General features: G+C 75.1%; 29 protein-coding genes. 11 read left to right on the forward strand and 18 right to left on the reverse strand.

Annotated elements, in window-relative coordinates; translation table 11 throughout:
- Positions 1-43: 43 nt before the first annotated feature.
- Positions 44-454, reverse strand: coding sequence for an arsenate reductase ArsC (locus Q1A09_RS17420; protein WP_299957707.1), 411 nt, complete (start codon positions 452-454; stop codon positions 44-46).
- On the reverse strand, positions 451-1,581 hold the full coding sequence (gene arsB, locus Q1A09_RS17425; protein WP_299957709.1) for an ACR3 family arsenite efflux transporter: 1,131 nt from the start codon (positions 1,579-1,581) through the stop codon (positions 451-453). Before arsB ends, Q1A09_RS17420 begins: the two co-directional genes overlap by 4 nt.
- Before the next feature lie 117 nt (positions 1,582-1,698).
- Here arsB and Q1A09_RS17430 point away from each other — a divergent pair, with 117 nt between their 5' ends.
- Positions 1,699-2,082, forward strand: a complete 384-nt coding sequence (locus Q1A09_RS17430) for a helix-turn-helix transcriptional regulator (RefSeq protein WP_299957712.1) — start codon at positions 1,699-1,701, stop codon at positions 2,080-2,082.
- Between the two features lie 4 nt (positions 2,083-2,086).
- Here Q1A09_RS17430 and Q1A09_RS17435 read toward each other — a convergent pair whose 3' ends face one another.
- Complete coding sequence (locus tag Q1A09_RS17435) at positions 2,087-3,007, reverse strand: DMT family transporter (RefSeq protein ID WP_299957715.1); 921 nt, start codon at positions 3,005-3,007, stop codon at positions 2,087-2,089.
- A gap of 100 nt (positions 3,008-3,107) precedes the next feature.
- On the reverse strand, positions 3,108-3,773 hold the full coding sequence (locus Q1A09_RS17440) for a hypothetical protein (protein WP_299957718.1): 666 nt from the start codon (positions 3,771-3,773) through the stop codon (positions 3,108-3,110).
- A gap of 61 nt (positions 3,774-3,834) precedes the next feature.
- Here Q1A09_RS17440 and Q1A09_RS17445 point away from each other — a divergent pair, with 61 nt between their 5' ends.
- A complete protein-coding gene (locus Q1A09_RS17445; RefSeq protein WP_299957721.1) occupies positions 3,835-4,233 on the forward strand; it encodes an SRPBCC family protein in 399 nt (132 codons plus the stop codon).
- Between the two features lie 31 nt (positions 4,234-4,264).
- Here the strand turns inward: Q1A09_RS17445 and Q1A09_RS17450 are convergent, their stop codons facing one another.
- The 3 genes from Q1A09_RS17450 to Q1A09_RS17460 form a co-directional block, all read right to left on the reverse strand.
- Positions 4,265-4,918, reverse strand: a complete 654-nt coding sequence (locus tag Q1A09_RS17450) for an NUDIX domain-containing protein (protein WP_299957724.1) — start codon at positions 4,916-4,918, stop codon at positions 4,265-4,267.
- A 92-nt stretch (positions 4,919-5,010) separates the two neighbouring features.
- Positions 5,011-6,459, reverse strand: coding sequence for a uracil-xanthine permease family protein (locus Q1A09_RS17455; RefSeq protein WP_299957727.1), 1,449 nt, complete (start codon positions 6,457-6,459; stop codon positions 5,011-5,013).
- 240 nt (positions 6,460-6,699) lie between these two features.
- A complete protein-coding gene (locus Q1A09_RS17460) occupies positions 6,700-8,613 on the reverse strand; it encodes a PucR family transcriptional regulator (protein WP_299957729.1) in 1,914 nt (637 codons plus the stop codon).
- Between the two features lie 321 nt (positions 8,614-8,934).
- Here Q1A09_RS17460 and Q1A09_RS17465 point away from each other — a divergent pair, with 321 nt between their 5' ends.
- A complete protein-coding gene (locus tag Q1A09_RS17465; protein ID WP_299957732.1) occupies positions 8,935-9,987 on the forward strand; it encodes a DUF2877 domain-containing protein in 1,053 nt (350 codons plus the stop codon).
- Between the two features lie 38 nt (positions 9,988-10,025).
- Here Q1A09_RS17465 and Q1A09_RS17470 read toward each other — a convergent pair whose 3' ends face one another.
- The 8 genes from Q1A09_RS17470 to rpe form a co-directional block, all read right to left on the reverse strand.
- The gene (locus Q1A09_RS17470; RefSeq protein ID WP_299957735.1) at positions 10,026-10,460 is read right to left on the reverse strand and encodes an SSI family serine proteinase inhibitor; all 435 of its coding nucleotides are present in this window, start codon (positions 10,458-10,460) and stop codon (positions 10,026-10,028) included.
- A 160-nt stretch (positions 10,461-10,620) separates the two neighbouring features.
- Entirely contained in the window at positions 10,621-11,487 is an 867-nt protein-coding gene (gene hisG, locus Q1A09_RS17475) for an ATP phosphoribosyltransferase (RefSeq protein ID WP_299957738.1), read from the reverse strand.
- Positions 11,488-11,581: 94 nt separating this feature from the next.
- Positions 11,582-11,845, reverse strand: a complete 264-nt coding sequence (locus Q1A09_RS17480) for a phosphoribosyl-ATP diphosphatase (protein ID WP_299957740.1) — start codon at positions 11,843-11,845, stop codon at positions 11,582-11,584.
- The gene (gene ribH / locus Q1A09_RS17485; RefSeq protein WP_299957742.1) at positions 11,842-12,360 is read right to left on the reverse strand and encodes a 6,7-dimethyl-8-ribityllumazine synthase; all 519 of its coding nucleotides are present in this window, start codon (positions 12,358-12,360) and stop codon (positions 11,842-11,844) included. Before ribH ends, Q1A09_RS17480 begins: the two co-directional genes overlap by 4 nt.
- A gap of 70 nt (positions 12,361-12,430) precedes the next feature.
- On the reverse strand, positions 12,431-13,720 hold the full coding sequence (locus Q1A09_RS17490; RefSeq protein WP_299957745.1) for a bifunctional 3,4-dihydroxy-2-butanone-4-phosphate synthase/GTP cyclohydrolase II: 1,290 nt from the start codon (positions 13,718-13,720) through the stop codon (positions 12,431-12,433).
- Positions 13,717-14,334 (reverse strand): riboflavin synthase, encoded by a 618-nt coding sequence (locus Q1A09_RS17495; protein WP_299957748.1) that lies wholly within the window; start codon positions 14,332-14,334, stop codon positions 13,717-13,719. Before Q1A09_RS17495 ends, Q1A09_RS17490 begins: the two co-directional genes overlap by 4 nt.
- Before the next feature lies 1 nt (position 14,335).
- Positions 14,336-15,367, reverse strand: coding sequence for a bifunctional diaminohydroxyphosphoribosylaminopyrimidine deaminase/5-amino-6-(5-phosphoribosylamino)uracil reductase RibD (gene ribD, locus Q1A09_RS17500; RefSeq protein ID WP_299957750.1), 1,032 nt, complete (start codon positions 15,365-15,367; stop codon positions 14,336-14,338).
- Positions 15,368-15,387: 20 nt separating this feature from the next.
- Positions 15,388-16,047, reverse strand: a complete 660-nt coding sequence (gene rpe / locus Q1A09_RS17505) for a ribulose-phosphate 3-epimerase (RefSeq protein ID WP_299957753.1) — start codon at positions 16,045-16,047, stop codon at positions 15,388-15,390.
- A 136-nt stretch (positions 16,048-16,183) separates the two neighbouring features.
- On the opposite strand from rpe, the gene Q1A09_RS17510 reads away from it, so the two are divergent.
- The 7 genes from Q1A09_RS17510 to Q1A09_RS17540 all read left to right on the forward strand — a co-directional run bounded on the left by Q1A09_RS17510 (position 16,184) and on the right by Q1A09_RS17540 (position 21,101).
- On the forward strand, positions 16,184-16,708 hold the full coding sequence (locus Q1A09_RS17510; protein WP_299957756.1) for a hypothetical protein: 525 nt from the start codon (positions 16,184-16,186) through the stop codon (positions 16,706-16,708).
- Positions 16,705-17,325, forward strand: coding sequence for a hypothetical protein (locus tag Q1A09_RS17515; protein ID WP_299957759.1), 621 nt, complete (start codon positions 16,705-16,707; stop codon positions 17,323-17,325). Before Q1A09_RS17510 ends, Q1A09_RS17515 begins: the two co-directional genes overlap by 4 nt.
- A 173-nt stretch (positions 17,326-17,498) precedes the next feature.
- Entirely contained in the window at positions 17,499-17,786 is a 288-nt protein-coding gene (locus Q1A09_RS17520) for a DUF4190 domain-containing protein (RefSeq protein WP_299957761.1), read from the forward strand.
- Entirely contained in the window at positions 17,783-18,325 is a 543-nt protein-coding gene (locus Q1A09_RS17525; RefSeq protein ID WP_299957762.1) for a hypothetical protein, read from the forward strand. Before Q1A09_RS17520 ends, Q1A09_RS17525 begins: the two co-directional genes overlap by 4 nt.
- Positions 18,322-18,966: a hypothetical protein gene (locus Q1A09_RS17530; protein ID WP_299957764.1), complete on the forward strand. Its 645-nt coding sequence runs from the start codon at positions 18,322-18,324 to the stop codon at positions 18,964-18,966. Before Q1A09_RS17525 ends, Q1A09_RS17530 begins: the two co-directional genes overlap by 4 nt.
- 17 nt (positions 18,967-18,983) lie before the next feature.
- The gene (locus Q1A09_RS17535) at positions 18,984-19,571 is read left to right on the forward strand and encodes a GPP34 family phosphoprotein (RefSeq protein ID WP_299957765.1); all 588 of its coding nucleotides are present in this window, start codon (positions 18,984-18,986) and stop codon (positions 19,569-19,571) included.
- Between the two features lie 51 nt (positions 19,572-19,622).
- A complete protein-coding gene (locus tag Q1A09_RS17540; protein ID WP_299957767.1) occupies positions 19,623-21,101 on the forward strand; it encodes an aldehyde dehydrogenase family protein in 1,479 nt (492 codons plus the stop codon).
- Between the two features lie 170 nt (positions 21,102-21,271).
- Here the strand turns inward: Q1A09_RS17540 and Q1A09_RS17545 are convergent, their stop codons facing one another.
- The 3 genes from Q1A09_RS17545 to def form a co-directional block, all read right to left on the reverse strand.
- Positions 21,272-22,687 (reverse strand): RsmB/NOP family class I SAM-dependent RNA methyltransferase, encoded by a 1,416-nt coding sequence (locus tag Q1A09_RS17545; RefSeq protein WP_299957769.1) that lies wholly within the window; start codon positions 22,685-22,687, stop codon positions 21,272-21,274.
- Positions 22,688-22,760: 73 nt separating this feature from the next.
- Positions 22,761-23,774: a methionyl-tRNA formyltransferase gene (fmt, locus tag Q1A09_RS17550; protein WP_299957771.1), complete on the reverse strand. Its 1,014-nt coding sequence runs from the start codon at positions 23,772-23,774 to the stop codon at positions 22,761-22,763.
- Positions 23,699-24,256 (reverse strand): peptide deformylase, encoded by a 558-nt coding sequence (def, locus tag Q1A09_RS17555; protein ID WP_299957774.1) that lies wholly within the window; start codon positions 24,254-24,256, stop codon positions 23,699-23,701. Before def ends, fmt begins: the two co-directional genes overlap by 76 nt.
- Before the next feature lie 61 nt (positions 24,257-24,317).
- Here def and Q1A09_RS17560 point away from each other — a divergent pair, with 61 nt between their 5' ends.
- Entirely contained in the window at positions 24,318-24,812 is a 495-nt protein-coding gene (locus Q1A09_RS17560; RefSeq protein ID WP_299957777.1) for a hypothetical protein, read from the forward strand.
- The last annotated feature ends 13 nt before the right edge of the window (positions 24,813-24,825 follow it).

The raw sequence follows: 24,825 nt of genomic DNA on the forward strand, positions 1-24,825 counted from the left end.
GACCGCGCGGGCACCTGGCCGGCGCGGACGCCTGCCGGGGAGCTCACGGCGCCGTGGACACCTGGAGCTCGGCGAGCAGCCCGCGGATGCGGGTCTCGATCTCGTCGCGGATGGGGCGCACCGATGCCACGCCCTTGCCGGCCGGGTCCTCCAGCGCCCAGTCCAGGTACCGCTTGCCGGGGAAGACCGGGCAGGCGTCGCCGCAGCCCATGGTGATGACGACGTCGGAGGCCTCGACCGCCTCGGTGGTGAGCACCTTCGGCTGCTGGTCGGCGATGTCGATGCCGACCTCGGCCATTGCCGCCACGGCCGAGGGGTTGACCTGGTCGCCGGGCACCGAGCCGGCCGAGCGCACCTCGACGGCGTCCCCGGCCAGGTGGCGCAGCCAGCCGGCGGCCATCTGGGAACGGCCGGCGTTGTGCACGCAGACGAACAGGACGCTGGGCGTGGTCATGAGTTCCTCCGGGAGGGTTCGGGAGCCGGGACGGTGGGGTCGCCGGGGAACCAACGGCGGGCGGCCCAGAGCGAGACGTACACGAGCCCGACCAGCACCGGGACCTCGATCAGCGGACCCACGACGCCGGCCAGCGCCTGCCCGGAGGTGACGCCGAAGGTGCCGATGGCCACCGCGATGGCGAGCTCGAAGTTGTTGCCGGCGGCGGTGAAGGCCAGCGTCGCGGTCTTGGCGTAGCCCAGCCGCAGCCGCATGCCGAGCAGGAACGACCCACCGAACATCAGGGCGAAGTAGGCCAGCAGCGGCAGCGCGATGCGGGCGACGTCCCAGGGGTTGGAGGTGATCGCGTCGCCCTGCAGCGCGAAGAGCATCACGATGGTGAACAGCAGGCCGTACAGCGCGACCGGGCCGATCTTCGGCAGGAACCGGTCCTCGTACCAGTCGCGGCCCTTCGTGCGCTCACCGATCGTGCGGGTGAGGAAGCCGGCGAGCAGCGGGATGCCGAGGAAGGCCAGCACCGAGACCACGATCGCCCAGAAGCTGAACTCCGCCGACGTGGTCGACAGCCCCAGCCAGCCGGGCAGCACCTGCAGGTAGAACCAGCCCAGCACGGCGAAGGCGAGGATCTGGAACACCGAGTTGATCGCCACCAGCACGGCGCCGGCCTCGCGGTCACCGCAGGACAGGTCGTTCCAGATCAGCACCATGGCGATGCAGCGGGCCAGGCCCACGATGACCAGCCCGGTGCGGTACTCGGGCAGGTCGGGCAGCAGCAGCCAGGCCAGGGCGAACATCAGCGCCGGGCCGACCAGCCAGTTCAGCACCAGCGAGGCGCCGAGCAGCTTGCGGTCGCCGGTCACCCGGTCCAGCTCGGTGTACCGGACCTTGGCCAGCACCGGGTACATCATCAGCAGCAGGCCGATGGCGATCGGCAGGCTCACCTCACCGATGCGGACGGCGTCCAGGGCGTCGTCCAGGCCGGGGATCCCTCGGCCGAGCAGCAGGCCCAGGACCATCGCGGCGACGATCCAGACCGGCAGGAAGCGGTCGAGGGTCGAGAGCCGGGCCAGCACCGGGGTCTCCGTGTCGGTGCCGGAGCGGGGGGTCTCCGCGGCGAGATCGCTCATGTGTGCGGGCTGCTCCTCTGCCCCGGCGGAACGGGGCGTGTATCGACGTCGGTCTATCTCCGCCGTCACCATGCCCGGGGTATCGACACTCGTCAATCCCCGATCGATACTGGCCCGGTGAACAGCAGCCGAACGGCCGACCGGCCCGGCCTGGACCTGGTCGACGTCGGCACGCCCGGCTGCTCCCCGGCCGAGCTCGAGGGCGCGATGGGCGTCGAGCAGGCCGCCGCTCTCGCCCACACCATGAAGGCGCTGGCCGACCCGGCTCGCCTCCGGGTGCTCGCCCTGGTGGCCGGCAACGAGGGCCGGGAGGTCTGCGTCTGCGACCTCACCGATCCGCTGGGCCTGTCCCAGCCGACCGTCTCCCACCACCTCAAGGTCCTGGTCGACGCCGGCTTCCTCACCCGCGAGAAGCGGGGCGTCTGGGCCTACTTCTCCCTGGTGCCCGGCGCGCTGGACGCGGTCGCCGCCGCTCTGCCCGGCGTCGGCACGCCGAGCTGACCGGTCAGACCGTCGCCGTCCCGGCCTCCTGCGGGACCGGCACCGGGCGGCCCGGGCGGCTCCGGCGCCGGGAGACGGCCACGCCGAGCAGGCAGATCCCGCCACCGACCACGGCCAGCGCCGGGGGCACCTCGTCCAGCAGGGCCCAGCCCAGCAGCACCACGATCGGCGGCACCAGGTAGGTGGTCGCGCCCAGCCGGCCGGCGTCCATCCGGCGCAGCGCGTAGGCCCAGGTGCTGAAGGCCAGCGCCGTCGGCACCACGCCCAGGTAGACCGTGCCGGCAATCGAGGAGGCCGGCGCCGACCCGAGGTCGGTGACCAGCGCCCCGGCCCACGGCAGGCAGACCACCGCGCCCATCGCGCAGGCAGTGAAGGTGACCTGCAGCGCCGGCAACCGGCGCAGCAGCGGCTTCTGGGCGACGACCCCGGCGGCGTAGGTGACCGCGGCGACCACGCTGAGCAGCACCCCGAGCAGGTCGGCGCCGGCGTCGCGGGTGGCGAAGCCGATCAGCAGCACGCCGCAGAACGCGACGCCCAGGCCGATGACCAGCCAGCGCGGGAAGCCCTCACCCAGCAGCAGGCCGGCGAAGACCGCGATCATCACCGGGCCGATGTTGACCAGCATCGCCGTCGTCCCGGCGTCCAGGTGCTGCTCGGCGGCGTTGAGCGCGAGGTTGTAGACGCCGAACCAGCCGACCCCGCAGACCGCGAGCAGCCGCCACTCCCCCGCCGTCGGGGGCACCCAGCCGCGGCGGGTCAGCAGCAGACCGAGCACGAGCGTGCCGATCGCCAGCCGGCCCAGCGCCAGGGCGCCGGGTGAGAGGTCCTCCCCCACCGCGCGGATGCCGATGAAGGCCGAGGCCCAGGCCAGCACGGTGACCGTGACGGCCAGCAGGGTGAGCGGAGAACGCGTCGGGGCGGGCACGAGCAGGACCCTAGGGACGACGACCGACGGGATCTGGCGGTTTCCGGCCGCGACACCGGAGCTGGCCGATCCGCTCCGGTGATCGGCTCGATCGTTGCGATCAGCCGGGACCCGCGCCGCCCTGGCCCGGGTGCTCCGCGAGGAACGCCTCCGCCCGCTGCGCGTCCCGGCGGAGCAGGACCAGGGCCACCGCGAACACGACGGAGAGCCCGCCGGTGAGCAGCAGCACGAACGTGGTCGGTCCGCTGATCGCCCGCCCCAGCTGCTGCACGAGGATGCCGGCGACGAACAGGACCTGGTGGCGTTGCAGCACCAGGCGCTCCGCCAGGTCGCGGGCGAGCGGCAGCCGGGCCGGGTCGACCGCCGCCCGCCCGCGCACCTGGGCGAGGAGCCGACGACGCTGCGCCCGGTCGAGCACCGCGGTCGGCTGCGACCACCGGAAGAGCCCCGCCCGCCAGGCGATCACCGCGAAGCCCACGAGCAGCACGATGCCGGCGCCCTGCACGACCAGGCCGGTCACCACCCACCCGGACGACGGGCCGGGCTCGGGGACCAGCGCGTCGGTGAACAGCAGCGCCAGCAGGGTGGCGCCGGCCGCGAGCACCACCACCAGGCCGAGCACCCACGACCAGCTGAGCAGCCGCCGGCGGCGCAGCCGCTCCCGGGCACTGCGGTTCGGGGCCCGGTCCAGCACGGACATCGCTGCCGCCCACCGGGACTCCTCGCCGCTGACCAGCCGCCGGGACTCTGCCGAAGTGGGGTCCATGCCGGCGAGGGTGCCGCAGTCGATCTTGGGTTGCCAGCCGGGCGTGCGGCACGATGCCCGCATGTCCTCCCCGTCGCGTCACCTGTCCGTGCAGATCGATCGCCCCGCTGCCGAGGTCTACTCCTGGGTGCGCGACCCGGCCAACCTCCCGGCCTGGGCGGCCGGGCTGGCGGCCGGCATCCGGCGGGAGCGCGGCGAGTGGGTCGCCGACTCCCCGATGGGCCGGGTGCTGGTGCGCTTCGTGCCGGTCAACGAGTACGGCGTGCTGGACCACGACGTGGTGCTCCCCGACGGCACGACCACCACCAACCCGCTGCGGGTGCTCGCCGACGGGCCGGGCAGCGAGGTGGTGTTCACCCTGCGCCGGGCCGCGGGCACCACCGACGAGCAGCTGGCGGCCGACACCGCTGCGGTCGCCGCCGACCTCGCGACCCTGAAGCGGGTGCTCGAGGCCGGCTGACCGAGGGGCTGCCCGGGCCCGGTCCCGGTGCTCAGCGGGCGAACGGCCCCGACAGCGCCGCCCACTGCAGCAGCATGATCGTCTTGGCGTCGACGACCCCGGTGCCGATCTGGGCGAGCGCCTCGTCGAACCCCAGCTCGACCAGCTCGATGTCCTCGCCCTCCTCGGCCAGCCCGCCCCCGCGGCTCCGGCGCGTCCCCGCGTCATAGGACCCGGCGTAGCAGTGCAGCCGTTCGGTGACCGAACCCGGGCTCATGAACACGTCGAACACGTGGGTCAGCTCGCCGACCCGGTGACCGGTCTCCTCCTCGGCCTCCCGGCGCACCGCGGTGAGGGGGTCGTCGTCGTCCAGCAGGCCGGCCGCGGTCTCCACCAGCAGCCCGTCGGGGTGCCCGTTGACGTAGGCCGGGAAGCGGAACTGCCGGGTCAGCAGCACGGTGCGGCGTGCCGCGTCGTACAGCAGCACCGTCGCGCCGTTGCCCCGGTCGTAGGTCTCCCGGGTCTCCGTCGTCCAGCGCCCGTCCCGGTGTCGCAGGTCGAAGGTGGTCCTGCGCAGCACGTACCAGTCGCTGGACAGCAGCTCGACGTCACGCACCCGGACGTCGTCGTTGCCGGTCAGGTCTCGGCCCACCTGGTCCAGCCCGGTGCGGCCGCGCCGGTCCGGGGTGTCGATCCCCGCGGTCATGGTCGGTCCTCTCGATCGGTCCTATCCGTGGGTCGTGGACGTGCGCCGGCCCGACCCCCTGCGAGGGAGGTCGGGCCGGCGGACGGCGCGGGTCAGGGGGTGCGGTTCACCCGGTCGACGTCGGAGGGGTCGGCGCCGCCCACGTCGACCCGGTGCCCGCCGCTGGCCCCCAGCGCTGGGCCGGTGCCGGCGGCGAACCCGGTCTCCTGGGTGAGCGCGGCCTTCATCTCCGCCGGCGCCAGGGCCCGGGCGACGTGCCAGCCGGCCACCGCGACGATCGTGCCCAGGGAGATGCCGCCCAGGGAGAACTCGTCGGAGAAGACCAGGTTCACGTTGCCGATCCCGATGATGATCCCGGCGGCCAGCGGCACCAGGTTGATCGGGTTGGCGAAGTCGACCCGGTTCTCCTTCCAGATCTTGGCGCCGAGCAGCCCGATCATCCCGTAGAGCACGACGGTGATGCCGCCGAGCACCGCGCCGGGGGTGGCGTTGACGATCGCGCCGAACTTGGGCACCAGGCCGAGCAGGATGGCCACGATCGCGGCCACGTAGTACGCCGCGGTCGAGTAGACGCGGGTGGCGGCCATGACGCCGATGTTCTCCGCGTAGGTGGTGGTCGGCGAACCGCCCACCGAGGTGGCCACGACGGTGGCGACGCCGTCGGCGAACACCGCCCGGCCGAGCACCGGGTCGAGGTCGCGCTTGGTCATCTCCCCGACCGCCTTGACGTGGCCGGCGTTCTCGGCGACCAGTGCGATCACCGCGGGCAGCACCAGCAGCGAGAAGTTCACCGAGAACGACGGCCCGGTGAGCTCCGGCAGGCCGAACCACGTCGCCGTCTCGACCCCGCTCCAGTCGACCCGGTCGTGCTCGGTGGCCTCGGCGGCCCCGGCCAGGACGGAGGTGATCGGGCCGGAGACCGCATCCAGCAGCACCGACAGCAGGTAGCCGAAGACCAGGCCCAGCAGGATCGAGATGCGCGCCCAGAAGCCGCGCAGCGCCAGCGAGACGACGATGACGAAGGCCATGGTGGCCAGCGCGACCCACTGGTCCTGCGGCCAGTACGTGCCGGCGGCGACCGGGGCCAGGTTGAAGCCGATCAGCAGCACGACCGCGCCGGTCACCGCCGGGGGCAGCACCCGGTTGACCACCCGTGGTCCGGCCGCCTGGATGAGCAGGCCGACCAGCGCGAGCACGATGCCCGACACCAGGATCGCGCCGACCACGTCGCTGCTGTCACCGCCCTGCGCCCGGACGGCCGTGACGCCGCCGACGAAGGCGGCGCTGGTGCCCAGGTAGGAGGGCACCTTCCCCTGCACGATCAGCAGGAAGATGATGGTGGCGATCCCGCTCATCATGATCGCCAGGTTGGCGTCCAGGCCCATGATCAGCGGGAACACGAAGGTCGCCCCGAACATGGCGACGACGTGCTGCGCCCCGATGCCGACGGTCAGCGGCCAGGACAGCCGCTCCTCGGGCGCCACCGCCTCACCCAGTGGCGGGGTCTTGCCGTCCCCGTAGAGCTTCCAGCCGAACGCCATCGGTCCTCCTCGCAACCCCGCCGAGCAACTAGCTCAGCGCTGAGGTACCGGACAGTGGCAGATCCGGCGGGCGCACACCAGGGGGTCCTGGACACGTTCCCATCACGGACCACGGGGTGAACACAGCCGTAACACCAGCGACACCCGCCGGCGCCGACAGCGCCCACCCGAGCGTCGTTCGGCCCCGCTGCAGGGGCCCGCCCCGAGCCTGCGAGGGGTGGGGGGCAGCGGGGTCCTTCTTCAGACGAGCGACTCGAGCCCGTCGTCCAGGACGGCGGCGGCGACGCTCTCCACCGGCGGGCGGTGCGGCTGGTCAAGACCCCGGATGCGCGCGGCGTGCAGTGCCAGCAGCAGGTTCAGCCGCAGGGTCGGGTCGGTGGTGAAGGGGCCGAGCAGCCGCTCCAGCTTCCCGATCCGGTACCGCATGGTGTTGTAGTGGAAGTGCAGCCGGCGCGCGGACTCGGCGACGTTGAGGTTGGTCTCCAGCAGCACCCGCAGGGTGTCGCGCAGGTCGACCGCGTCCGCGTCGCTGGAGTCGGCCAGGGTGCCGAGCACCTCGTCGACGTAGGACCGCAGCTCGTTGCTGTCCGGGATCAGCGAGAGCAGCCGGAAGACGCCGAGCTGGTCGAAGTGGGTCACCGCGTGCCCGCCGTGGATCTCCTGGCCGACCACGAGCGCCCGCTGCGCCTGCTGGTAGACCTCGCCCAGACCCGAGAGCGACTCCGCCGGCCGGCCGATGCCGGTGCCCAGCAGCCGGCCGACCCGCCGCAGCCGGGCGTTCACCCGGGCGGTGACCGCGGCCACCAGGCCGGAGAGCTCCTCGGGGGTGCGCCCGTCCAGCGGCAGCACGGTGACGATCTCGGTGGCCAGGCCCGCGACCGCGGCACCGGCCACCTCGGCGTCCACGGCCGAGCGCCAGCCGTCGGCCAGCCGGTCGAGCACGTCCAGGGCCCGGGTGGGGTCGGTCCCGGCGTCGGCCACCGTCTCGGTCGCGGTGACCAGGACGACGACCGGGCCGTCCAGCCGCCAGCCGAAGGAGCGCGCGTAGGCCAGTGCCCGCTCGGTGTGCGCGAACGTCCCGCCGACCAGCCGGCGCACCATGTCGCCCTGGAAGCGCAGCTCGACCGAGTGCACGGCCTGCGAGCGGATCTCCGAGAGCGCGGCGATGACGGCAGCCTGCTCGAGCACCGCGCCGGCGCCCAGCAGCATCGGGCCGTGCCGGTTGACCGCGACCAGCCAGCCGTGCCGCTGGTCACCGGCCATGATCGGTGCGACGGCGTACTCCCCCACGCCGCCGGGGAGCTCGTGGTGGCCGGGGACGAGCAGGATGCCGTCGGCCGGGGACATGTCGGCGTCGGCGAACACGTCGGCGGGGGTGACCACGCTCTGGTCGGCGCGGTTGCCCGAGAGGCGGCGAGAGGGGGTGAGGTCGGCGAACGCGTCGTCGGCCGCGGCGTCCAGCAACCAGAGCCAGTCGCGGATCTCCTCGACCTCCTCCGCCGGACCGGCAGAGGTGGCGACCTCGCGGTCCGGGCCGAGCCCGAGCACCGCGGCGCCGGCCAGGAAGGTGGAGACGCCGGTGGTGACCTCGGCCAGTCCACCGCCGCTGAGCGCGACGTCGATGAACTGGTTGTGCATCCGGTTGGCCAGGCTCAGCGCCTGGGTCTGCTTGTCGATGATCGCGCCGAGCACCTCGGCGACGACCTCGTCGAGCCGGGTGGACGCGGGCAGGGCGAGCACCGGGAAGCCGCGGCGGTCGGCCTCGGCCAGCACCTCGACCGGCACCTCACCGGCGGCGTTGCCGGCCGAGCCCTCGGCGCGGAAGGCCAACGCGCCGCTGCCGCCGCGGTGCAGCCGCTCGATCAGCGCCCGGCTCTGCACCGGGTCGCCGGAGGGCAGCCGGGTGGCCAGCACCACCAGCACGTCCGGGCCGGCGCTGCCGACAGGGTCGGCCGGGTCGTCGACCGTCACGTGCCGGACGATCCGGCGGGTGCCGGTGGCACCACCGACGACGAGGGTGCCGGCCAGGCCGGGCAGCTGCAGGAGCTGGTCGACCGTGAGGCCCATGCTGTCCTGCAGGGCCGTTCGATCGGCCGGCGGCACCTGCGAGAGCACCGGCTCGATGGAGGGCGGGACGGTGCGTTGCGTAGCCACCCGATCGCTGTGCGCCGCGTAAGTCACCGAAACCTCACGTTCAGTCACTGTACGTACCCCCAGAGCACCGTGCACCCGACATCTGCGCGAGATTCTGTCAGACGTCTCTGGACGCCGGGAACGCCGCTTGGCGAGAATCGCCATACAGGCCCCGGGGCGCTCGCCGGGTGGGTGTGCACTCCGGACCTGTGACCCGGCACGGAACGGCAGCTCGCCCACTGCACGTCGTGGGCTCCGCGGTCGCCCGGACCGGGGCCGGAGGAGACCGGGACGGGCACGGCCGACCCACTGGCCGCCGTCCACCGCACGGGTGGAGGTCACATGCGCACGATCGACGAGGGCACCGGCGGACAGGGCGACGCCAGGGCCGACGACACCGGCGAGGGCCGGAGCCGCGCGCCCCGGGCAGGGACGACCACGATCCCGGCGCCGACCCGGCCGGGCCGGGCCGCCCGGGCCGGGATGCCGACCCTGCACCTCCCGCACGCCGGGAGCGCGCCGTCCCCCCGCGCCGGAGCCGGCGCGTCCGTGCCGTCGCAGGCCAGCACCGGCGTGGCCGAGCTGCTGCGCGGGCCGGTCCGCCAGGCGCGGGTGCTGCTGTCCGTCCCCGCTGCGGTGTACCTCTCCGTCCCGACGCCGCAGGGCCCCGACGTGGTCGGGGTGCTGACCTCCGACGCCGCCCGGCTGCCGCTGGGCTGCGTGCTGTTCCGGCCCGCCAACGGCCGCCCGCTGGTGTCGGTCCCCAGCGGGGCGCCGGCCCAGGTCGGCGGCGGCCGGATCGTCGTCGGGGACCTCGTGGTCAGCGCGGCCGCCTGGTGGGACCCCCGCCCCAAGCTGCCCACCACCCGCCCCGCGCTCCTCCCCGAGGGCGTGCGGCAGCTGCGGGTGGCGCTCTACGGCGAGGGCGTCCCGCACAGCGCGTTCGCCCTCCCCGGCCTGCCCGGTGGCCCGAGCGGTCCGCTGGCGGCACTGCGCGGTGCCGTCCGGCGGGCCGACCTCGACGCCGCGCTGCGCACCGCCACCCGGCTGATCGGCCTCGGCCCTGGTCTGACGCCGGCCGGTGACGACGTGCTGGCCGGCACCACCGCCGGGCTGGTGCTGCTGGGCCACCCCGCGGCCGAGCGGTTCGGCGCCGGGGTGACCGGCCTGGCCGCCGGGCGCACCACCGAGCTGTCCCGGGCGCTGCTGCGCCACGCGGCCGCCGGGCGGGTCAGCGGCGAGTTCGCCGCCGTGCTGCGGGGGCTGGTCGGCGACGGCGCGCTCGCCCCGGCGATCAGTGCGCTGCTGGCCACCGGATCGACCAGCGGCCGGGCCCTGGCCCTGGGGTTGTGCACGGCGATCGACCTGGTCGACCGCACCGCCCGGCCGCGCTGACCCCGGTGGCCCGCCGGCTGCTCCCGGCGGGCCACCGCTCAGTCGACGTCGGCGGGCAGCAGCGGGCCGAGCCGGTCCCACTGGGCGATGGCGCACCCGTCGGTGCGGTCCAGCTGCAGGTCCACGGGCTCACCCGCCCAGCGGCCGGTGACCGTGGCCGTCTGCGGCCCGCCGAACTGCTGGGTGCACATCTGGTCGGCCGGCAGCGGCGCGAACGGGTCCTCGAGCCCCTGCAGGTGATCGCAGACCGCCGCCGGGTCGGCGTACGTCCCGCCGGGCTCCGGTTCGCAGGTCAGGGTCCGGGTCTCGGCGGAGCCGCCGTCGCCACGGTCCAGCGAGACCTCCAGGGACGCCTCGGCCGGCCCTTGCTCGGTCAGCTCACCCGGCACCGGGGTCACCGGCCCCTCGGACGCGCCGCACGCCCCGACGAACGGGACGGCGAGCAGCAGGACCGGGAGGAGGAGGCGACGCATGCCCCCAGGATGCCGCCCTCCGTGACTGCCGGTCAGGCGACGCGGCGGACCAGCGGCGGAACACAGGTCAGCGTTGAGCGGCCGCTCTCACCAGCCCGAGGCGACGGGCACCCCCGCGCACCGGCTCGCGACGTGGCGGGCACCAGCGCGAGGCGGTGCGTCAGAGCCGGGAGGCGGCGATGGTGGTGACCAGGATGGCGCGGGCGCCGAGCTCCCAGAGCTCGTCCATCACCCGGTTGGTGTCGTCCTTGAGCACCATCGCCCGCACTGCGGACCAGCCCTCGGTCTGCAGCGGGCTGACGGTCGGGCCCTCCAGGCCGGGCGTGCGCGCGGTGGCCTGGGCCAGCAGCGCGTTGGGGCAGTCGTAGTCGAGCATCACGTAGCGCCGGGCGACCAGGACGCCCTGCAGCCGGCGGCGCAGCTGCGCCACGGCGGGCACCTCGTCGGCACCGGCCCGCCCGACGAGCACGGCCTCGCTGGCCAGCACCGGGTCGCCGATGATCCGCAGGCCCGCGGCCCGCAGCGTCGTCCCGGTCTCGACCACGTCGCACACGGCATCGGCCACGCCCAGCCGGCAGGCGGTCTCGACCGCGCCGTCCAGCTTGACCACCGAGGCCTTCATGCCGGTGTCGTCCAGGAACCGCTGGAGCAGGCCCGGGTAGGCGGTGGCGATTCGTCGGCCCTCGAGCGCGGCCACGTCCCCGATCGCGGAGTCGGCCGGGCTGGCGAACCGGAAGGAGGACCGGCCGAAGCCCAGCGGCATCACCTCGGCCGCGACCGCTCCCCCACCATCGGTCGGGGTGGTCTCCAGCAGCATGTCGCGGCCGGTGATGCCGACGTCCAGCGTGCCGGCGGCGACGTAGATCGCGATGTCGCGGGGCCGCAGGTAGAAGAACTCGGTGTCGTTCTCCGGGTCGTACACGGCCAGCTCGCTGGAGGTGCGCCGCTGCCGGTACCCGCTCTCGACGAGCATCGCCGCCGCGGGCTCGCTCAGGACCCCCTTGTTCGGGACGGCGACGCGCAGCACAGAAGAGCTCCTTCACAGGGGGCAGGGCCTACCGGCCTCGTCCCAGGGGCCCGCGGCGTGCGAAGCGCGTCGTGGGGAGGGACGAGGTCCTTCGTCAGAGGTGAGCGTAGACGTCGTCCAGGCTGAGCCCGCGAGCCAGCATGAGCACCTGCACCCGGTACAGGAGCTGGCTGATCTCCTCCGCCGTGCGTTCGGCGCCCTCGTGCTCGGCGGCCATCCACGACTCGGCCGCCTCCTCGACGACCTTCTTCCCCGCCGCGTGCACCCCGTCGCGGACGGCGGTGACGGTGCCCGAGGCGGGGTCGCCGGCGGCGACCTTGTCGCTCAGCTCGGCGAACAGCTGGTCGAAGGACTTCACGCGCCGGCTCCGGGCCCGGCCTGGAAGCCGGTGGCGCGGGGGGTGGCCCGCAGGTCGCGCAGCACCAGGGCGGTCTGCAGCGCGGCGGCGGTGGCCTCCCAGCCCTTGTCCTCACCGGAGTCGTCCATGCCGGCCCGGTCGCGGGCCTGCCGCTCACCCTCGGTGGTGAGGACGCCGTTGCCCACCGGCGTCCCGGAGTCCAGCGACACCCGGGTCAGCCCGGCGGTGAAGGAGTCGCAGACGTAGTCGAAGTGCGGCGTGCCACCCCGGACGACGACGCCCAGGGCCACGACGGCGTCGTGGTTCTCGGCCAGCGCCTGGGCGACCACCGGCAGCTCGATCGCGCCCGGCACCCGGACGACGGTCGGCGAGGGGATGCCCGAGGCCTCGGCGCAGGCGATCGCCCGGGCCAGCAGGGAGTCGCTGATGTCGGTGTGCCAGGTGGCCGCGACGATGCCCAGGGTCAGCCCCGCGGCGTCGATCGGCTCCTGCCCCGGCGCTCCGGACCCGCTCATGAGTTCTCCTCGATGCTCTGTGCTGCTGGAAGGGACGCTGCAGTGTGCCCGGCGCGGGACCCGCCGACCGTCATACCGGCTGCTCGTCGGCGCGCCGCACCGGCGGGGACGCCGGCCCGTCGCCGTCGGAGGCGCTGGGCTCGATGATCTCCAGCAGGTGGCCCATCCGGTCGCGCTTGGTGCGCAGGTAGCCGACGTTGTCGGCGGTGACGCTGCTGGGCAGCCCGACCCGGCCGGTGATCTTCAGGCCGTAGCCCTCCAGCCCGGCGCGCTTGGCCGGGTTGTTGGTCAGCAGCCGCATGGTGTGGATGCCCAGGTCGACCAGGATCTGCGCGCCGGTGCCGTAGTCGCGGGCGTCGGCGGGCAGCCCGAGGTCGAGGTTGGCGTCGACGGTGTCCACGCCGGTGTCCTGCAGCTGGTAGGCCTGCAGCTTGTGCAGCAGGCCGATCCCCCGGCCCTCGTGCCCGCGGATGTAGAGGACGACACCCCGGCCCTCCTGGGCGACGGCGGCGAGCGCGGCGTCCAGCTGCGGGCCGCAGTCGCAGCGCAGCGAGCCGAACACGTCGCCGGTCAGGCACTCGGAGTGCACGCGCACCAGCACGTCCTCCCCGTCGGCGATGTCGCCGTAGACGAACGCGACGTGCTCCCGCTCGTCGTAGGAGCTGCTGTACCCGACCGCGGTGAACTCCCCGGCGCGCAGCGGCACCCGGGCCTCGGCGACCCGCTCGACCAGCTTGTCGAAGCGCTTGCGGTAGGCGATCAGGTCGGCGATGGAGACCATGACCAGGTCGTGCTCGTCGGCGAAGACCCGCAGCTCGTCACCGCGCGCCATGCCGATCGGGTCCTTCTCGGAGACGACCTCGCACAGCGTCCCGGACGGCCGCAGGCCCGCCAGCACGGCCAGGTCGACGGCGGCCTCGGTGTGCCCGGGGCGGCGCAGCACGCCGCCGTCCTTGGCCCGCAGCGGGACGACGTGGCCCGGGCGGGCGAGGTCGGCGGAGCCGGTGTCGGCGGCAGCCAGGGTGCGGATGGTGTGCGCCCGGTCGGCGGCGGAGATGCCGGTGGTCACGCCCTCCCGGGCATCGACGGTCACGGTGTAGGCGGTGCCGCGGCGGTCCTGGTTGACCCGGAACATCGGCGGCAGGTCGAGCCGGTCGGCGTCCTCCTCGGTCACCGCGACGCAGATGTAGCCCGACGTGTACCGCACCATGAAGGCGACCAGCTCGGGGGTGGCGAGCTCGGAGGCGAAGATCAGGTCGCCCTCGTTCTCCCGGTCCTCGTCGTCGATGACGACGACAGGCCGGCCGCTCTTGACCGCGGCGATCGCGCTCTCCACGGAGTCCAGCCGGAACGCGCTCATCGTCGGGCTCCCAACAGTCGTTCGACGTACTTGGCGATGACGTCCACCTCCAGGTTGACCGGGTCACCGGGGGCACGCTCGCCCAGGGTCGTCTCGCGCAGGGTGGTCGGGATGAGGCTGACCTCGAACCAGGGTTCCGGGGAGTCGGACAGGGCACTGACGGTCAGCGAGACGCCGTCGACGGTGATCGAGCCCTTCTCCACCAGGTAGCGGGCCAGCTCGGCCGGGACGGCGATCCGCACGACCTCCCAGTCGTCGCCCGGCGTGCGGGACACCACGGTGCCGACGCCGTCGACGTGGCCCTGCACGATGTGGCCGCCCAGCCGGGTGGTCGGGGTGACCGCGCGCTCCAGGTTCACCTGCTCGCCTGCGCCGACCCGGCCCAGGCTGCTGCGCCGCAGCGTCTCGGCCATCACGTCGGTGCTCCACACGCCCGCGCCGTCCTCGCCCGGTTCGACGCCGGTGACGGTGAGGCAGACGCCGTTGACCGCGATCGAGTCGCCGAGGGCGACGTCCTGCAGGGCGGTGCGCGCCCGGATCCGCAGCACGGCGCTGTCCGCGCCGTCCGCGCGCTCGACCAGGGTGCCGAGCTCCTCCACGATGCCGGTGAACACGTCAGCTCCCTCCGTCGTCGATCGCCGGTCCACCAGTGTGCCGGGTGGGGCGCAGGCGGATCTGCACGTCCCCGCCCATGCGGGTGACGTCGGTGACCGCCAGGTGCAGCGCGGCGGAGATGGTCGGGATTCCCAGGTCGCCCACCATGTGAGCCCCGGCACCCAGCAGGGTGGGCGCGACGTGCACCACCGCCTCGTCGACCAGCCCGGCGGCGAGGAACGCCGCGGCCAGCGTCGGACCGCCCTCCAGCAGCACCCGTCGGACGCCCCGCTCGTACAGCTCCGCCAGCAGCGCGGCCGGGGTGCCCGCTGAGCTGACCAGCGTGGGCGCGGCGGCGTCGTGCACCCGGGCGGTGGCCGGCACCCGGCCCCGGCGGTCCAGCACCACGCGCAGCGGCTGCCGGTCGAGGGTGCGGCCGTCGGCGTCCCGGACGGTGAGCTGCGGGTCGTCCGCGAGCGCCGTCCCGGAGCCGACCAGCACCGCGTCGCAGGTCGCCCGCAGGACGTGGACGGCGGCACGGGCGTCGGGGCCGGTGATCCAGCGGCTGGTGCCGTCGGCGGCGGCCACCCGGCCGTCGAGGGTGGTGGCGACCTTCCAGACCACCTGCGGCCGGTGCTCGCGGACGCCGGTCAGCCACGGCGCCAGGGCACCGTCAGCTGCCTCGGCCTGCTCGGCGCCCAGCTCGACGTCGATGCCGGCGGCCCGCAGCCGGTCGGCCCCGCCCTCCGCCAGCCGGGTCGGCTCGGGGACGGCGACGACGACCCGGGCCACCCCGGCGGCCATCAGCGCGTCGGCGCACGGGCCGGTGCGGCCGGTGTGGGCGCACGGTTCGAGGGTGACCACGGCGGTGCCGCCGCGGGCCCGGTCACCGGCCTGGGCCAGCGCGTGCACCTCGGCGTGCGGGCCGCCGGGAGGCGAGGTGGCCCCCTCCCCCACCACCTGACCGGCCGCGTCGAGCACCACGGCACCGACCGCCGGGTTGGGGCTGGTCGTGCCCAGCACGGCCAGCCCGAGCTCGCGGGCGCGGGCCATCGCCGCGCGCTCCGCCGGGCTCACCGGGCGGCCAGGGCCCGGAGCGCGGCGATCGCCTGCGCGGGGTCGTCGGCGCCGTAGACCGCCGAGCCGGCCACGAAGACGTCGGCGCCCGCCGCGGCGGCCTGCTCGATGGTGTCGGCGTTGATCCCGCCGTCCACCTCCAGGAACAGCTGCAGGTGCCCGGTCTGGACCAGCCGGCGCGCCTCGGTGACCTTGGGCAGCACCTCGGGCATGAACGACTGCCCGCCGAAGCCCGGCTCCACCGTCATCACCAGCAGGGTGTCGAACTCGGGCAGCACGTCGAGGTAGCCCTCCAGCGGCGTGCCCGGCTTGAGCGCCAGCCCGGCCAGCGCACCGGCGGCCTTGAGGTCGCGGGCGACCTTCCGGGGGTCGGTGCAGGCCTCGGCGTGCACCGTGACGTTGCGGGCGCCGGCCTCGGCGTACCCGGGGGCCCATCGCTCCGGGTCCTCGATCATCAGGTGGCAGTCCAGCGGGACCGGGCTGACCGCCTGGATCGCCTGCACCACCGGCAGGCCGAGGGTCAGGTTGGGCACGAAGTGGGCGTCCATGACGTCGACGTGCACCCAGTCGGCGTCGGCGATCCGCTGCACCTCGTCGGCGAGCCGGGCGAAGTCCGCGGACAGCAGGCTGGGCGCGATCATGGGTTCCCGGGTCACCCCGCGATGGTAGGCAGTGCAGCGCTGTGATCGACCTCCGGTCCGACCGCCTCCTGACCGGCGCGGGAGACCCCGCGGCTGCTGCAGTGGCACGGGAGAACCCGCAGCTCAGCGCGGTCGCCTCTACTCTGCGGCCATGATCGACGATCTCCGCGGCCGCGGCCTGCGGCGCGTTGCCGCACCCCGTACCGGCGTCGGGCTCCCCTCGGCTGCGCTGGTCATCGTCCTGCTGGTCACTGCCTGGGGCGTGGGCACGCTGTTCGCCTCCTGGACGGCCGCCGGCCTGTGTGCCGGCGTCGGACTGGTCCTGTGGTGGCGCTGGCTGCCGCCCGCCGCGGAGATCGCCGACCAGCGCCGGGCGACCGACGTCCTGCGTCACCAGCGGGACCCGGGGCCCGGTCACCGGGACGCCGCCGACCGGGTGGCCCGCGACCTGCTCGCCCGGCCGGCGAGCGACCTGTGGGGCCCCGCCGCCGTGCTCGCCGGGCTGGCCGTGGCCTGCGGCGTGGCCGCACTGCTGCGGGACGACCTGCTCGTGGCCGCGCCGGTGCTGCCGCTGCTGGTGGCCGCCGCGTGGGTGCTCGTCACCGGACACCGCGAGCTGCTGCGGGCCTCCCGGTGGCTCGACGCCGCACCGGCCGTGCGGGAGGAGCGCGCGTGACCGGCGGCGTCGACGCAACGGTGGCCGACCGATCCCCGGCCTGGCAGGCCTGGGGGCTGCCGCCGCTGCTCACCGGCTACGCCGCGGCGCTCCTCGTCGCCCAGGGCGGCACGTGGCCGGCGCTGCTCGGCCCGCTGGGCTGGTGGCTGGTCGGCGGCGTCGCCGTCGTGTCGGTGCTGGTCATCGGGGTGACCCGGCTGCGCGGTCCGGGCGCACGCCAGGTGACGGCCCGGCGGGTCCAGCGCGCGCTGCGGGCCCACGCCGACCCCGGGCCGGAGCTGCGCGGGCGCGTCGACCGCCAGGCCCGGCACCTGGCCGGTCAGCGCTGGGCGGCGCCGTTCTTCCTGGTCGTCCCGCTGCTCTTCGTCGACTCGGCGCCGTGGGACCGGCCGGTCCTCGCCGGTGTCGCGGTCGGCGTGCTGGTGGTCACCTTCTGCGTCCTCGCGGCGACCACCGCCCGATCGGGCCGGGACGCCCGACGCTGGCTGGCCGACCCGCCCGGGCCGCCGCGCCCCCTCCCACCGGCTGCTCCGTGGCAGCGGGTGGCACCGGTGGTCATGACGGTCGGCGGCGCCTGCATCGTCGCCTCGTTCCTCATCGGGCTCATCGCGGACTGACCGGCCGGGCTCCGCGACGGCCGGTCCGGCGGACAGCACGACGAGGACCCGACGTCGGACGGACACGTCACCTGATCGGGCGACAGGGACGCCGTCCACGCGGCCGCTGCGGTGACCGAACGTCACGATCACGGGGCGTCCCGCCGGAGGACGCCCACGAAGAGGAGCACCCCGTGTCCCAGCTCGGTCAGCACCGTGACAGCACCGCAGGCAGCCAGCAGTCCAACGGCCTCGCCACCGCCGGGATGGTCTGCGGCATCATCGCCGCGGCGACGTTCTGGGTGCCGTTCCTCTACCTGCTCTCCAGCCTGGTGCTCGGCATCGTGGCCGTCGTCCTCAGCCACAAGGCCCGCTCCCGGGCCGGCGGCGCCGGCTTCGCGCTGACCGGTCTGGTCTGCGGGTACGCGGCGATCGCGCTGTCGATCGCCAACGGCGTGATCGGCGCCCTCGCCGCGAGTTGACCGGCCCCGACCGGCCCCGCCGCAGGGCACCCTTCGACGGCGCGCCGCTGCTGCTGCCCTCCTTCGCGGCCGTCGCCGTCACCACGCTGTTGGTCGACGCCGCGCTGGGCTGGGCGCTGGTCGAGCTGGTCGGACCGCTGGTGCTGGCCGCGCTGGTCCCGGCCGCCCTCGCCTCGCTCGTCGTCGCCTGGTGGCAGAACGGGCGGACGGTGCGCACCGATGCCGGTCACCGGGCCGCGGTGGCCGCCCTGCGCAGCTCGACCGATCCGGGGCCGGGGCTCCGGGACGCCGCCACCGACCGGGCCCGGGTGCTGCTGGGCAGTCCTCGGTCGGACACCTGGCTGCCGCCGGCCCTGCTCGGCGGGCTGGCCCTCGCCTGCGTCGTTGCCGCGCTGGTGCGCAGCGACGTCCCGACCGCCCTGCCCGCGCTGCCGTTGACCGCCCTGGCGTGCTCGTTCCTCGTCCGCCGCCGGGAGCAGCTGACCCGGGCCCACCGCTGGCTCTCCGATCCCCCGTACCCCGAGGAGGACCACCCGTGACCGGCCTCGAGCCGCCCGTCGACTGGACCGCCGTCGACCGTCGCGGACGCCGTCAGGACGCCGTCGCCGTGGTGTGCCTGACTGCCTTCTTCGCGTCGCTCGTCGCGCTGACCGGGGGCCTGGGGTTCGTCGAAGGGACGGCGGCGTGGTGGGCGCTGGCCGGCTATCTCGGGTTCTTCGCCGTGCTGCTGGTGCTGCAACGGACCGTGCCGCGCATGCGCCGCAACGCCGTCCGCGGCCACCGGTTCATGCATGCTCTCCGGGAGCACATCGACCCCGGCCCCGAACTGCGTGACATGGCCGACGTGTACGCGCGCCGGCAGGCCCGGCTGCGCGGGGTGGTGTGGCTGTTCCCCCTGCCCGTCGTCGGCATGCTGCTGGGCGGCCGGTGGGACCGCCCGTTCCTCGCCGTGCCCGCCGCCGTCCTCCTGGCCCTGCTGGCCGCAGCCGGAGCGGGGCTGGTGCACCGCCAGGTGCGCGCGGCCCGGCGGTGGGTCGCCGACCCGCCAGGACCGATCCGGGACGTCGCGCCGCCGAATGGGCTGGAGCGCTGGACGGGCGGGCGCCGGCTGGTCGGCCTCGTGGTGGTGTGCATGCTGGTCGCCTTCGCCGCCGGGCTGCTCGCCGCGGTGCTCGACTGAAGGGCAGCTGGATGACCATGGACCCGTCCGACGGTGTGGCCGCCCGGCTCGCGGCGGTGTGCGTCGACGCGCGGGGCCGCCTGCGCTCCTTCGACATCTGGGACGCCGCCGCGCGCGGGGCGCTGCTCGTCGACGCTGCCCACTGCGGCCGCCTCGCCGAGACGGCCGACAGCATCTCCCTCGATCCAGCACCCACCCGCTTCCCACCGCTGGACCGCCTGCTCAGCGCCATGGACGCCGACCCCGGGCACCCGCTGACCTGGTGGTTGGACCACGGCGACGCCGGGATGTCGCAGGTGGCCGAAGCGTGCGTGGGAGCCGGCGTCTGGAGCGTCCGCCGCGGCCTGCTGGGCACCCGCTACGGCACCCCGCCCGCACCCGTGGCAGCTGCGTCGGGCGACGTCGTCGCGGCGGCGGTCGCGGTGTTCGTCACCGCCTGCGGCGCCCGCGGCCGGTGGCCCGAACCGGTGCTCGCGCCGGAGCTGACGCCAACCGGGTCACTCGCGTGGATCTGCACCACCGTGACCGACCACCTCGAGCTCGTGCACCGGCGGAACCTGCGGGCAGCCGGCGCGGCGGACGGCGGCAGCAGCCCGTACTACTGAGTCACCCGCCACCGCGATTCCGTGGCGCACGACCGGGTACGGCCCGGTCCCATGACGACGGCCACCTCCGCCCCCACCCGCTACGACGGTTTCGACCGGATGCCGATCGCCGGCACCTGGCGCGCCGGCAATGCCGGCGCGACCGCCACCGACACCGACCCCTACACCGGCGAGACCCTCACCGAGATCCCGCTGGCCAACGCCGAGGACCTGGACGAGGCCTACCGCACCGCGAAGCAGGCGCAGCGGGACTGGGCGGCCCGGCTGCCCAGCGAGCGCGCCGACGTGATGCGCCGCGCGGCCCGGATCATGGAGGCCCGCAAGGACGAGATCGTCGAGTGGCACATCCGGGAGAGCGGCGCCGCCGCCCCGGCCGCGGAGTTCGAGTACGCGATCACCCTGCGCGACTTCCACGAGGCCTCGTCCTACCCGTACCGGATGGAGGGCCGGATCCTGCCCGCCGACATCGAGGGCAAGGAGAGCCGGGTCTACCGCCGGCCGGTCGGGGTGGTCGCGGTGATCAGCCCGTGGAACGTGCCGATGCACCTGTCCAACCGCTCGGTGGCCCCCGCGCTGGCCACCGGCAACGCCGTCGTCCTCAAGCCGGCCGGGGACACCCCGGTCACCGGCGGCCTGCTGCTGGCCAAGGTCTACGAGGAGGCCGGGCTGCCCGAGGGCCTGCTGTCGGTGGTGATCGGCCGCGGCCGCGACATCGGCGACGCGATCGTGGAGCACCCGGTGCCGCGGGTGGTCTCCTTCACCGGCTCGACGCCGGTGGGCAAGGGCATCGCGCAGAAGGCAGGGCTGAAGAAGCTGTCCCTGGAGCTCGGCGGCAACGGTCCCCTGGTGGTGCTGGACGACGCCGACCTCGACCTCGCGGTGGACGCCGCGGTGTTCGGCAAGTTCTTCCACCAGGGCCAGGTCTGCATGATCACCAACCGGATCGTGGTGGACGACTCCGTGCACGACGCGTTCGTGGAGCGCTTCGTCGAGCGGGTCCGCGGCCTCAAGGCCGGCGACCCGAAGGAGGACGACACCGTCATCGGCCCGATCATCAACTCCTCGCAGCTGGAGGGCATCCAGGACAAGGTCGCCCAGGCCCGGCAGGACGGCGCCGAGCAGCTGCTCGGCGGTGACCCGACCGGCCCGATCGGCTCGGTGCTCCCCCCACATGTGCTGCTGGGCACCAACGAGGTGGCCACCGCCCGGCAGGAGGTGTTCGGCCCGGTGGTCACCATCATCCGGGCGCAGGACGAGGCCGATGCCCTGGCGATCGCCAACGACACCGAGTACGGCCTGTCCAGCGCGGTGTTCACCGAGAACGTGCTGCGCGGTGTGGACTTCGCGCTGCAGGTCGAGGCCGGGATGACCCACGTGAACGACTCCCCGCTCAACGACGAGAACAACACCGCGTTCGGCGGGGAGAAGGAGTCGGGGCTGGGCCGCTTCGGCGGTGAGTGGGCGATCGACGAGTTCACCACCGACCACTGGATCAGCGTCCAGCACACCAAGCGCCAGTACCCCTTCTGACCGCGCCTGCGGGCAGCCGTCCCGAGGCGGCCCGGGCCCCGAGGGCACTCTGCACTCGCGGCCGCGGGGACGGTTCCGCGGAACCGTCCCCGCCCGGCCGCCCCCTCGGCGGGCGTTGCCGGGCCGGGTGCATCTCGGCGCACACCCGCCGACGGCGGTGCGCCGGACCGTCAGCGGGTGCGGCGGAGCAGCGCCAGGAACATCGCGTCGGTGCCGTGCCGGTGCGGCCACAGCTGGCCGTAGTCGCCCCGCTGCACGCCCGGCACCTCCGGGAACAGCGGCGCGACCGGCAGCACCTCGACGTCGTCCCGGCCGGCGACCGCGTCGACCACGTCGACGGTCTCGGCGGTGTGCGGCGAGCAGGTCACGTAGGCGACCACGCCCCCGGGCCGCACCGAGGCAAGCGCGCTGTCCAGCAGCTGCCGCTGCAGCTCCGCCAGCGGGGCGACGTCCTCGGCCGTCCGCCGCCAGCGCACCTCCGGCCGGCGGCGCAGCGCGCCGAGCCCGGTGCACGGGGCGTCGAGCAGCACCCGGTCGAACGAGCCGGCCGGCCAGTCCGGGGCGGTGCCGTCGGCGACCCGGACGTCGACGTCGTCGGCACCGGTGAGCGCGCCGCGCACCAGCTCGGCCCGGTGCTCGCTGCGGTCGGCGGCGGTCAGGTGCACCCCGGCCGGGCGGACGGCGGCGAGCAGCCCGGCCTTGCCGCCGGGGCCGGCGCACATGTCCAGCCAGCGCTCGTCGGTGCCCTCCAGCGGGGCGCGGGTGAGCGCCAGGGCGGCCAGCTGGCTGCCCTCGTCCTGCACCGCGGCCGCACCCGAGCGGACGGCGGCGAGCTTGCCGGGGTCACCGCCGGGCAGCCGGACGGCGTACGGCGACCACGGCCCCGGCGTACCTCCGGACTCGGCGGCGAGCTCGTCGCGGTCGACGTGCCGGGCGACCAGGTGCACCTCCGGTGCGGTGTCGTCGGCCAGCAGTGCGGCCTCGACCTCGTCCTCGGCGCCGAGGGCGTCGCGCCAGGCCTCGACGACCCAGCGCGGGTGGTCGGTGGTCAGGGTCAGCCGCTCGTCCTCGTCGGCCGGCGCCAGCGCGGCCACCCAGGCGGCGCGGTCACCGCCCGCGGCGACCTTGCGCAGCACCGCGTTCACCAGGCCGGACGCGCCGGTGCCGACGATCGCCCGGGTGAGCGCGACGGTGGTGTCGACCGCGGCGTGCGCCGGCACCCGCAGGTCCATCAGCTGGTGGGTGCCCAGCCGCAGCAGGTCCAGCACCCGCGGGTCCAGCTCGGCCAGCGGCCGGGACACCAGCGTGCCGAGCACCGCGTCCAGCGTGCCGGTGGCGCGCAATGTGCCGTAGGCGAGCTGGGTCGCGAACGCGGCGTCCCGCGGCTCCAGCCGGCGCTCGCGCAGCAGCTGGGGCAGCAGCAGGTTGGCGTAGGCGGCGCGGCTGGACACGCCGTCCAGCACGTCGTAGGCGGTCAGCCGGGCGCCGTCCAGCACCGGCCGGTGCCGCCGGGACTGCGGGCGCTGGTTGCCGGTGCCCGGGTCGTTGCGCCGCTTGGCGGCCGCCCGCCGCTCGGGGCCGGTCACGCGGCTTCCTCGCCGGCGCGCGTCAGCCGCGGGCCCGCCGGTGCTGCGTTCGTGCCCGCGTTCGCACGCTCGCTCATGCGCCCACCTGCTCGCCGAGTCGCTCGCCGGGCTCGGGCCGGGCCCCGCGGGCCCAGTCGGTCGCCGGGGTCATCTTCTTGCCGGCCGGCTGCACCTGGGTCAGCCGGACCGCGCCGCGCCCGGTGCCCACCAGCACGCCGGTCGGGCCGACCGACACCTCGCCGGGCTCCAGTGCGAGCGAGGAGGTCAGCGGCTCCACCGGGGCCAGCCGCAGCCGGTTGCCCCGCCAGGTGGTCCAGGCCCCCGGCGCCGGGGTGACGCCACGCACCCGCCGGTCCACCACGTGCGCCGGCAGCGCCCAGTCGACCCGGGCGTCCTCGGTCTCGATCCGCGGGGCAAGGCTGATGCCCTCGGCCGGCTGCGGCTCGGGCCGCAGCGAGCCGTCGGCGATGCCGTCCAGGGTGGCGACCAGCAGCCCGGCGCCGCTGACCGCGAGCCGGTCGAGCAGGTCCCCGGCGGTGTCGCGGGGGCCGATCGACTCGGTGACGACGCCGAACACCGGCCCGGTGTCCAGGCCGGCCTCCAGCCGGAAGGTGGCCGCGCCGGTGACCTCGTCACCGGCCATGATCGCGTGTTGCACCGGGGCGGCACCGCGCCAGGCCGGGAGCAGCGAGAAGTGCAGGTTCACCCAGCCGTGCCGCGGCACGTCGAGGGCGGCCGGCGGCACGAGCGCGCCGTAGGCGACCACCGGTGCACAGTCCACGGCCAGGTCGGCGAGCTGGGCGAGGAACTCCGGCTCCCGCGGTGACCGGGGCTGCAGCACCGGGATGCCCGCGGCGTCCGCACGCTCGGCCACCGGGGATCGGCTGGTGCGCCGCCCCCGGCCCGAGGGTGCGTCGGGCCGGGTGAGGACGGCGACGACCTCGTGCGCGGAGCCCAGCAGCGCGTCGAGGGCGACGACGGCCGGCGCCGGGGTGCCGGCGAACAGGAGTCTCAGTGGGGGCTCACCTTCACGACGGGGGCCGGCACCGGCGAACCGTCGGGCAGCCAGGACTGCGCGCCCTGCCACTCCGCGTCCTGCAGCACCGACAGCGCGGCCGCGCGGGCCTCGGCGTCCAGCCGGTCGACGAAGAGGACGCCGTCCAGGTGGTCGGTCTCGTGCTGGATGGCGCGGGCCAGCTTGTGCGAGCCCTCCACCCGGATCGGGTCGCCGTACATGTTCCAGCCGGTGGCCGCCACGGTCAGGTAGCGGTCGCAGTCGAACCGGAAGCCGGGGATGGACAGGCACCCCTCGGCGTCCCGCTCGACGTCCTCGCCCACCGGGACGACGTCGGGGTTGACCAGGTGGCCGACCTCGCCGTCGACGTACCAGGTGAAGACCCGCAGGCCGACGCCGATCTGCGGCGCGGCGATGCCGGCCCCACCGGCGGCGTGCATGGTGTCGGTCAGGTCGGCGACGAGCTGCCGCAGCTCGTTGTCGAAGTCGACGACGGGGGCGGCCGGGGTGCGCAGCACCGGGTCGCCCATGATCCGGATCGGGGTGACGCTCACCCGGTGATGGTAGGTGCCCCGGCGGGCGGCGGCCGCAGGGTGACCTGGCTACGGTGCAGGAATGGCCTCACTCGCCTCGCACCGCGTGCACGCCGTCCTCAGCACCGTCGTCGACGGCCTCACCGTCGGCGCGGCCGAGGCCGCCCTCGACCACCCCGCCCGATCAGCTGCCCGGCTGCGCGTCTACCTGGCCATGATGGCCGCGGTCGCGGCGGACACCGTGGCCCACGACCTGCCCTCGCTGCGGCGCGCCTTCGCCGGCATGCCGGTCGAGCAGGCGGACCCGGCCGACCGGGCGGTGCTGCGCCACCAGGGCCTGGCCACCGTCGGCTGGGGTCTGGGCGCCACCGCCGTCCACGGCCCGCTCGTGCAGGCGCTGCGCCGGCGTGGCCACCGCCGTCCGCACCTCCTGGTCGGGGTGGTGGCCGGGGTGGGCGCGGCCGCCACCACGCTGCCGGTGCGCTGGCGCCGGGCCACCGAGCGGGCCGCCGAGGACCTCGCCGCCGCCCGGCTGGACGACGAGCTCGCCGAGCTGCTGGCCCAGTCCGCCGGCTGACTGAGCAGCTGCC

It is taken from the genome of uncultured Modestobacter sp., assembly GCF_947486615.1.
Lineage (GTDB): Bacteria > Actinomycetota > Actinomycetes > Mycobacteriales > Geodermatophilaceae > Modestobacter.

What these genes read in the sequence shown, in the direction of transcription:
- arsB (WP_299957709.1), bottom strand. Translation starts at nt 1,581, where the DNA reads ATGAGCGATCTCGCCGCGGAGACCCCCCGCTCCGGCACCGACACGGAG.
- Q1A09_RS17440 (WP_299957718.1), bottom strand. Translation starts at nt 3,773, where the DNA reads ATGGACCCCACTTCGGCAGAGTCCCGGCGGCTGGTCAGCGGCGAGGAG.
- Q1A09_RS17560 (WP_299957777.1), top strand. Translation starts at nt 24,318, where the DNA reads ATGGCCTCACTCGCCTCGCACCGCGTGCACGCCGTCCTCAGCACCGTC.
- Q1A09_RS17420 (WP_299957707.1), bottom strand. Translation starts at nt 454, where the DNA reads ATGACCACGCCCAGCGTCCTGTTCGTCTGCGTGCACAACGCCGGCCGT.
- Q1A09_RS17535 (WP_299957765.1), top strand. Translation starts at nt 18,984, where the DNA reads ATGGACCCGTCCGACGGTGTGGCCGCCCGGCTCGCGGCGGTGTGCGTC.
- Q1A09_RS17465 (WP_299957732.1), top strand. Translation starts at nt 8,935, where the DNA reads ATGCGCACGATCGACGAGGGCACCGGCGGACAGGGCGACGCCAGGGCC.
- Q1A09_RS17455 (WP_299957727.1), bottom strand. Translation starts at nt 6,459, where the DNA reads ATGGCGTTCGGCTGGAAGCTCTACGGGGACGGCAAGACCCCGCCACTG.
- Q1A09_RS17510 (WP_299957756.1), top strand. Translation starts at nt 16,184, where the DNA reads ATGATCGACGATCTCCGCGGCCGCGGCCTGCGGCGCGTTGCCGCACCC.
- Q1A09_RS17450 (WP_299957724.1), bottom strand. Translation starts at nt 4,918, where the DNA reads ATGACCGCGGGGATCGACACCCCGGACCGGCGCGGCCGCACCGGGCTG.
- Q1A09_RS17445 (WP_299957721.1), top strand. Translation starts at nt 3,835, where the DNA reads ATGTCCTCCCCGTCGCGTCACCTGTCCGTGCAGATCGATCGCCCCGCT.
- Q1A09_RS17490 (WP_299957745.1), bottom strand. Translation starts at nt 13,720, where the DNA reads ATGAGCGCGTTCCGGCTGGACTCCGTGGAGAGCGCGATCGCCGCGGTC.
- Q1A09_RS17540 (WP_299957767.1), top strand. Translation starts at nt 19,623, where the DNA reads ATGACGACGGCCACCTCCGCCCCCACCCGCTACGACGGTTTCGACCGG.
- ribD (WP_299957750.1), bottom strand. Translation starts at nt 15,367, where the DNA reads ATGGCCCGCGCCCGCGAGCTCGGGCTGGCCGTGCTGGGCACGACCAGC.
- Q1A09_RS17470 (WP_299957735.1), bottom strand. Translation starts at nt 10,460, where the DNA reads ATGCGTCGCCTCCTCCTCCCGGTCCTGCTGCTCGCCGTCCCGTTCGTC.
- ribH (WP_299957742.1), bottom strand. Translation starts at nt 12,360, where the DNA reads ATGAGCGGGTCCGGAGCGCCGGGGCAGGAGCCGATCGACGCCGCGGGG.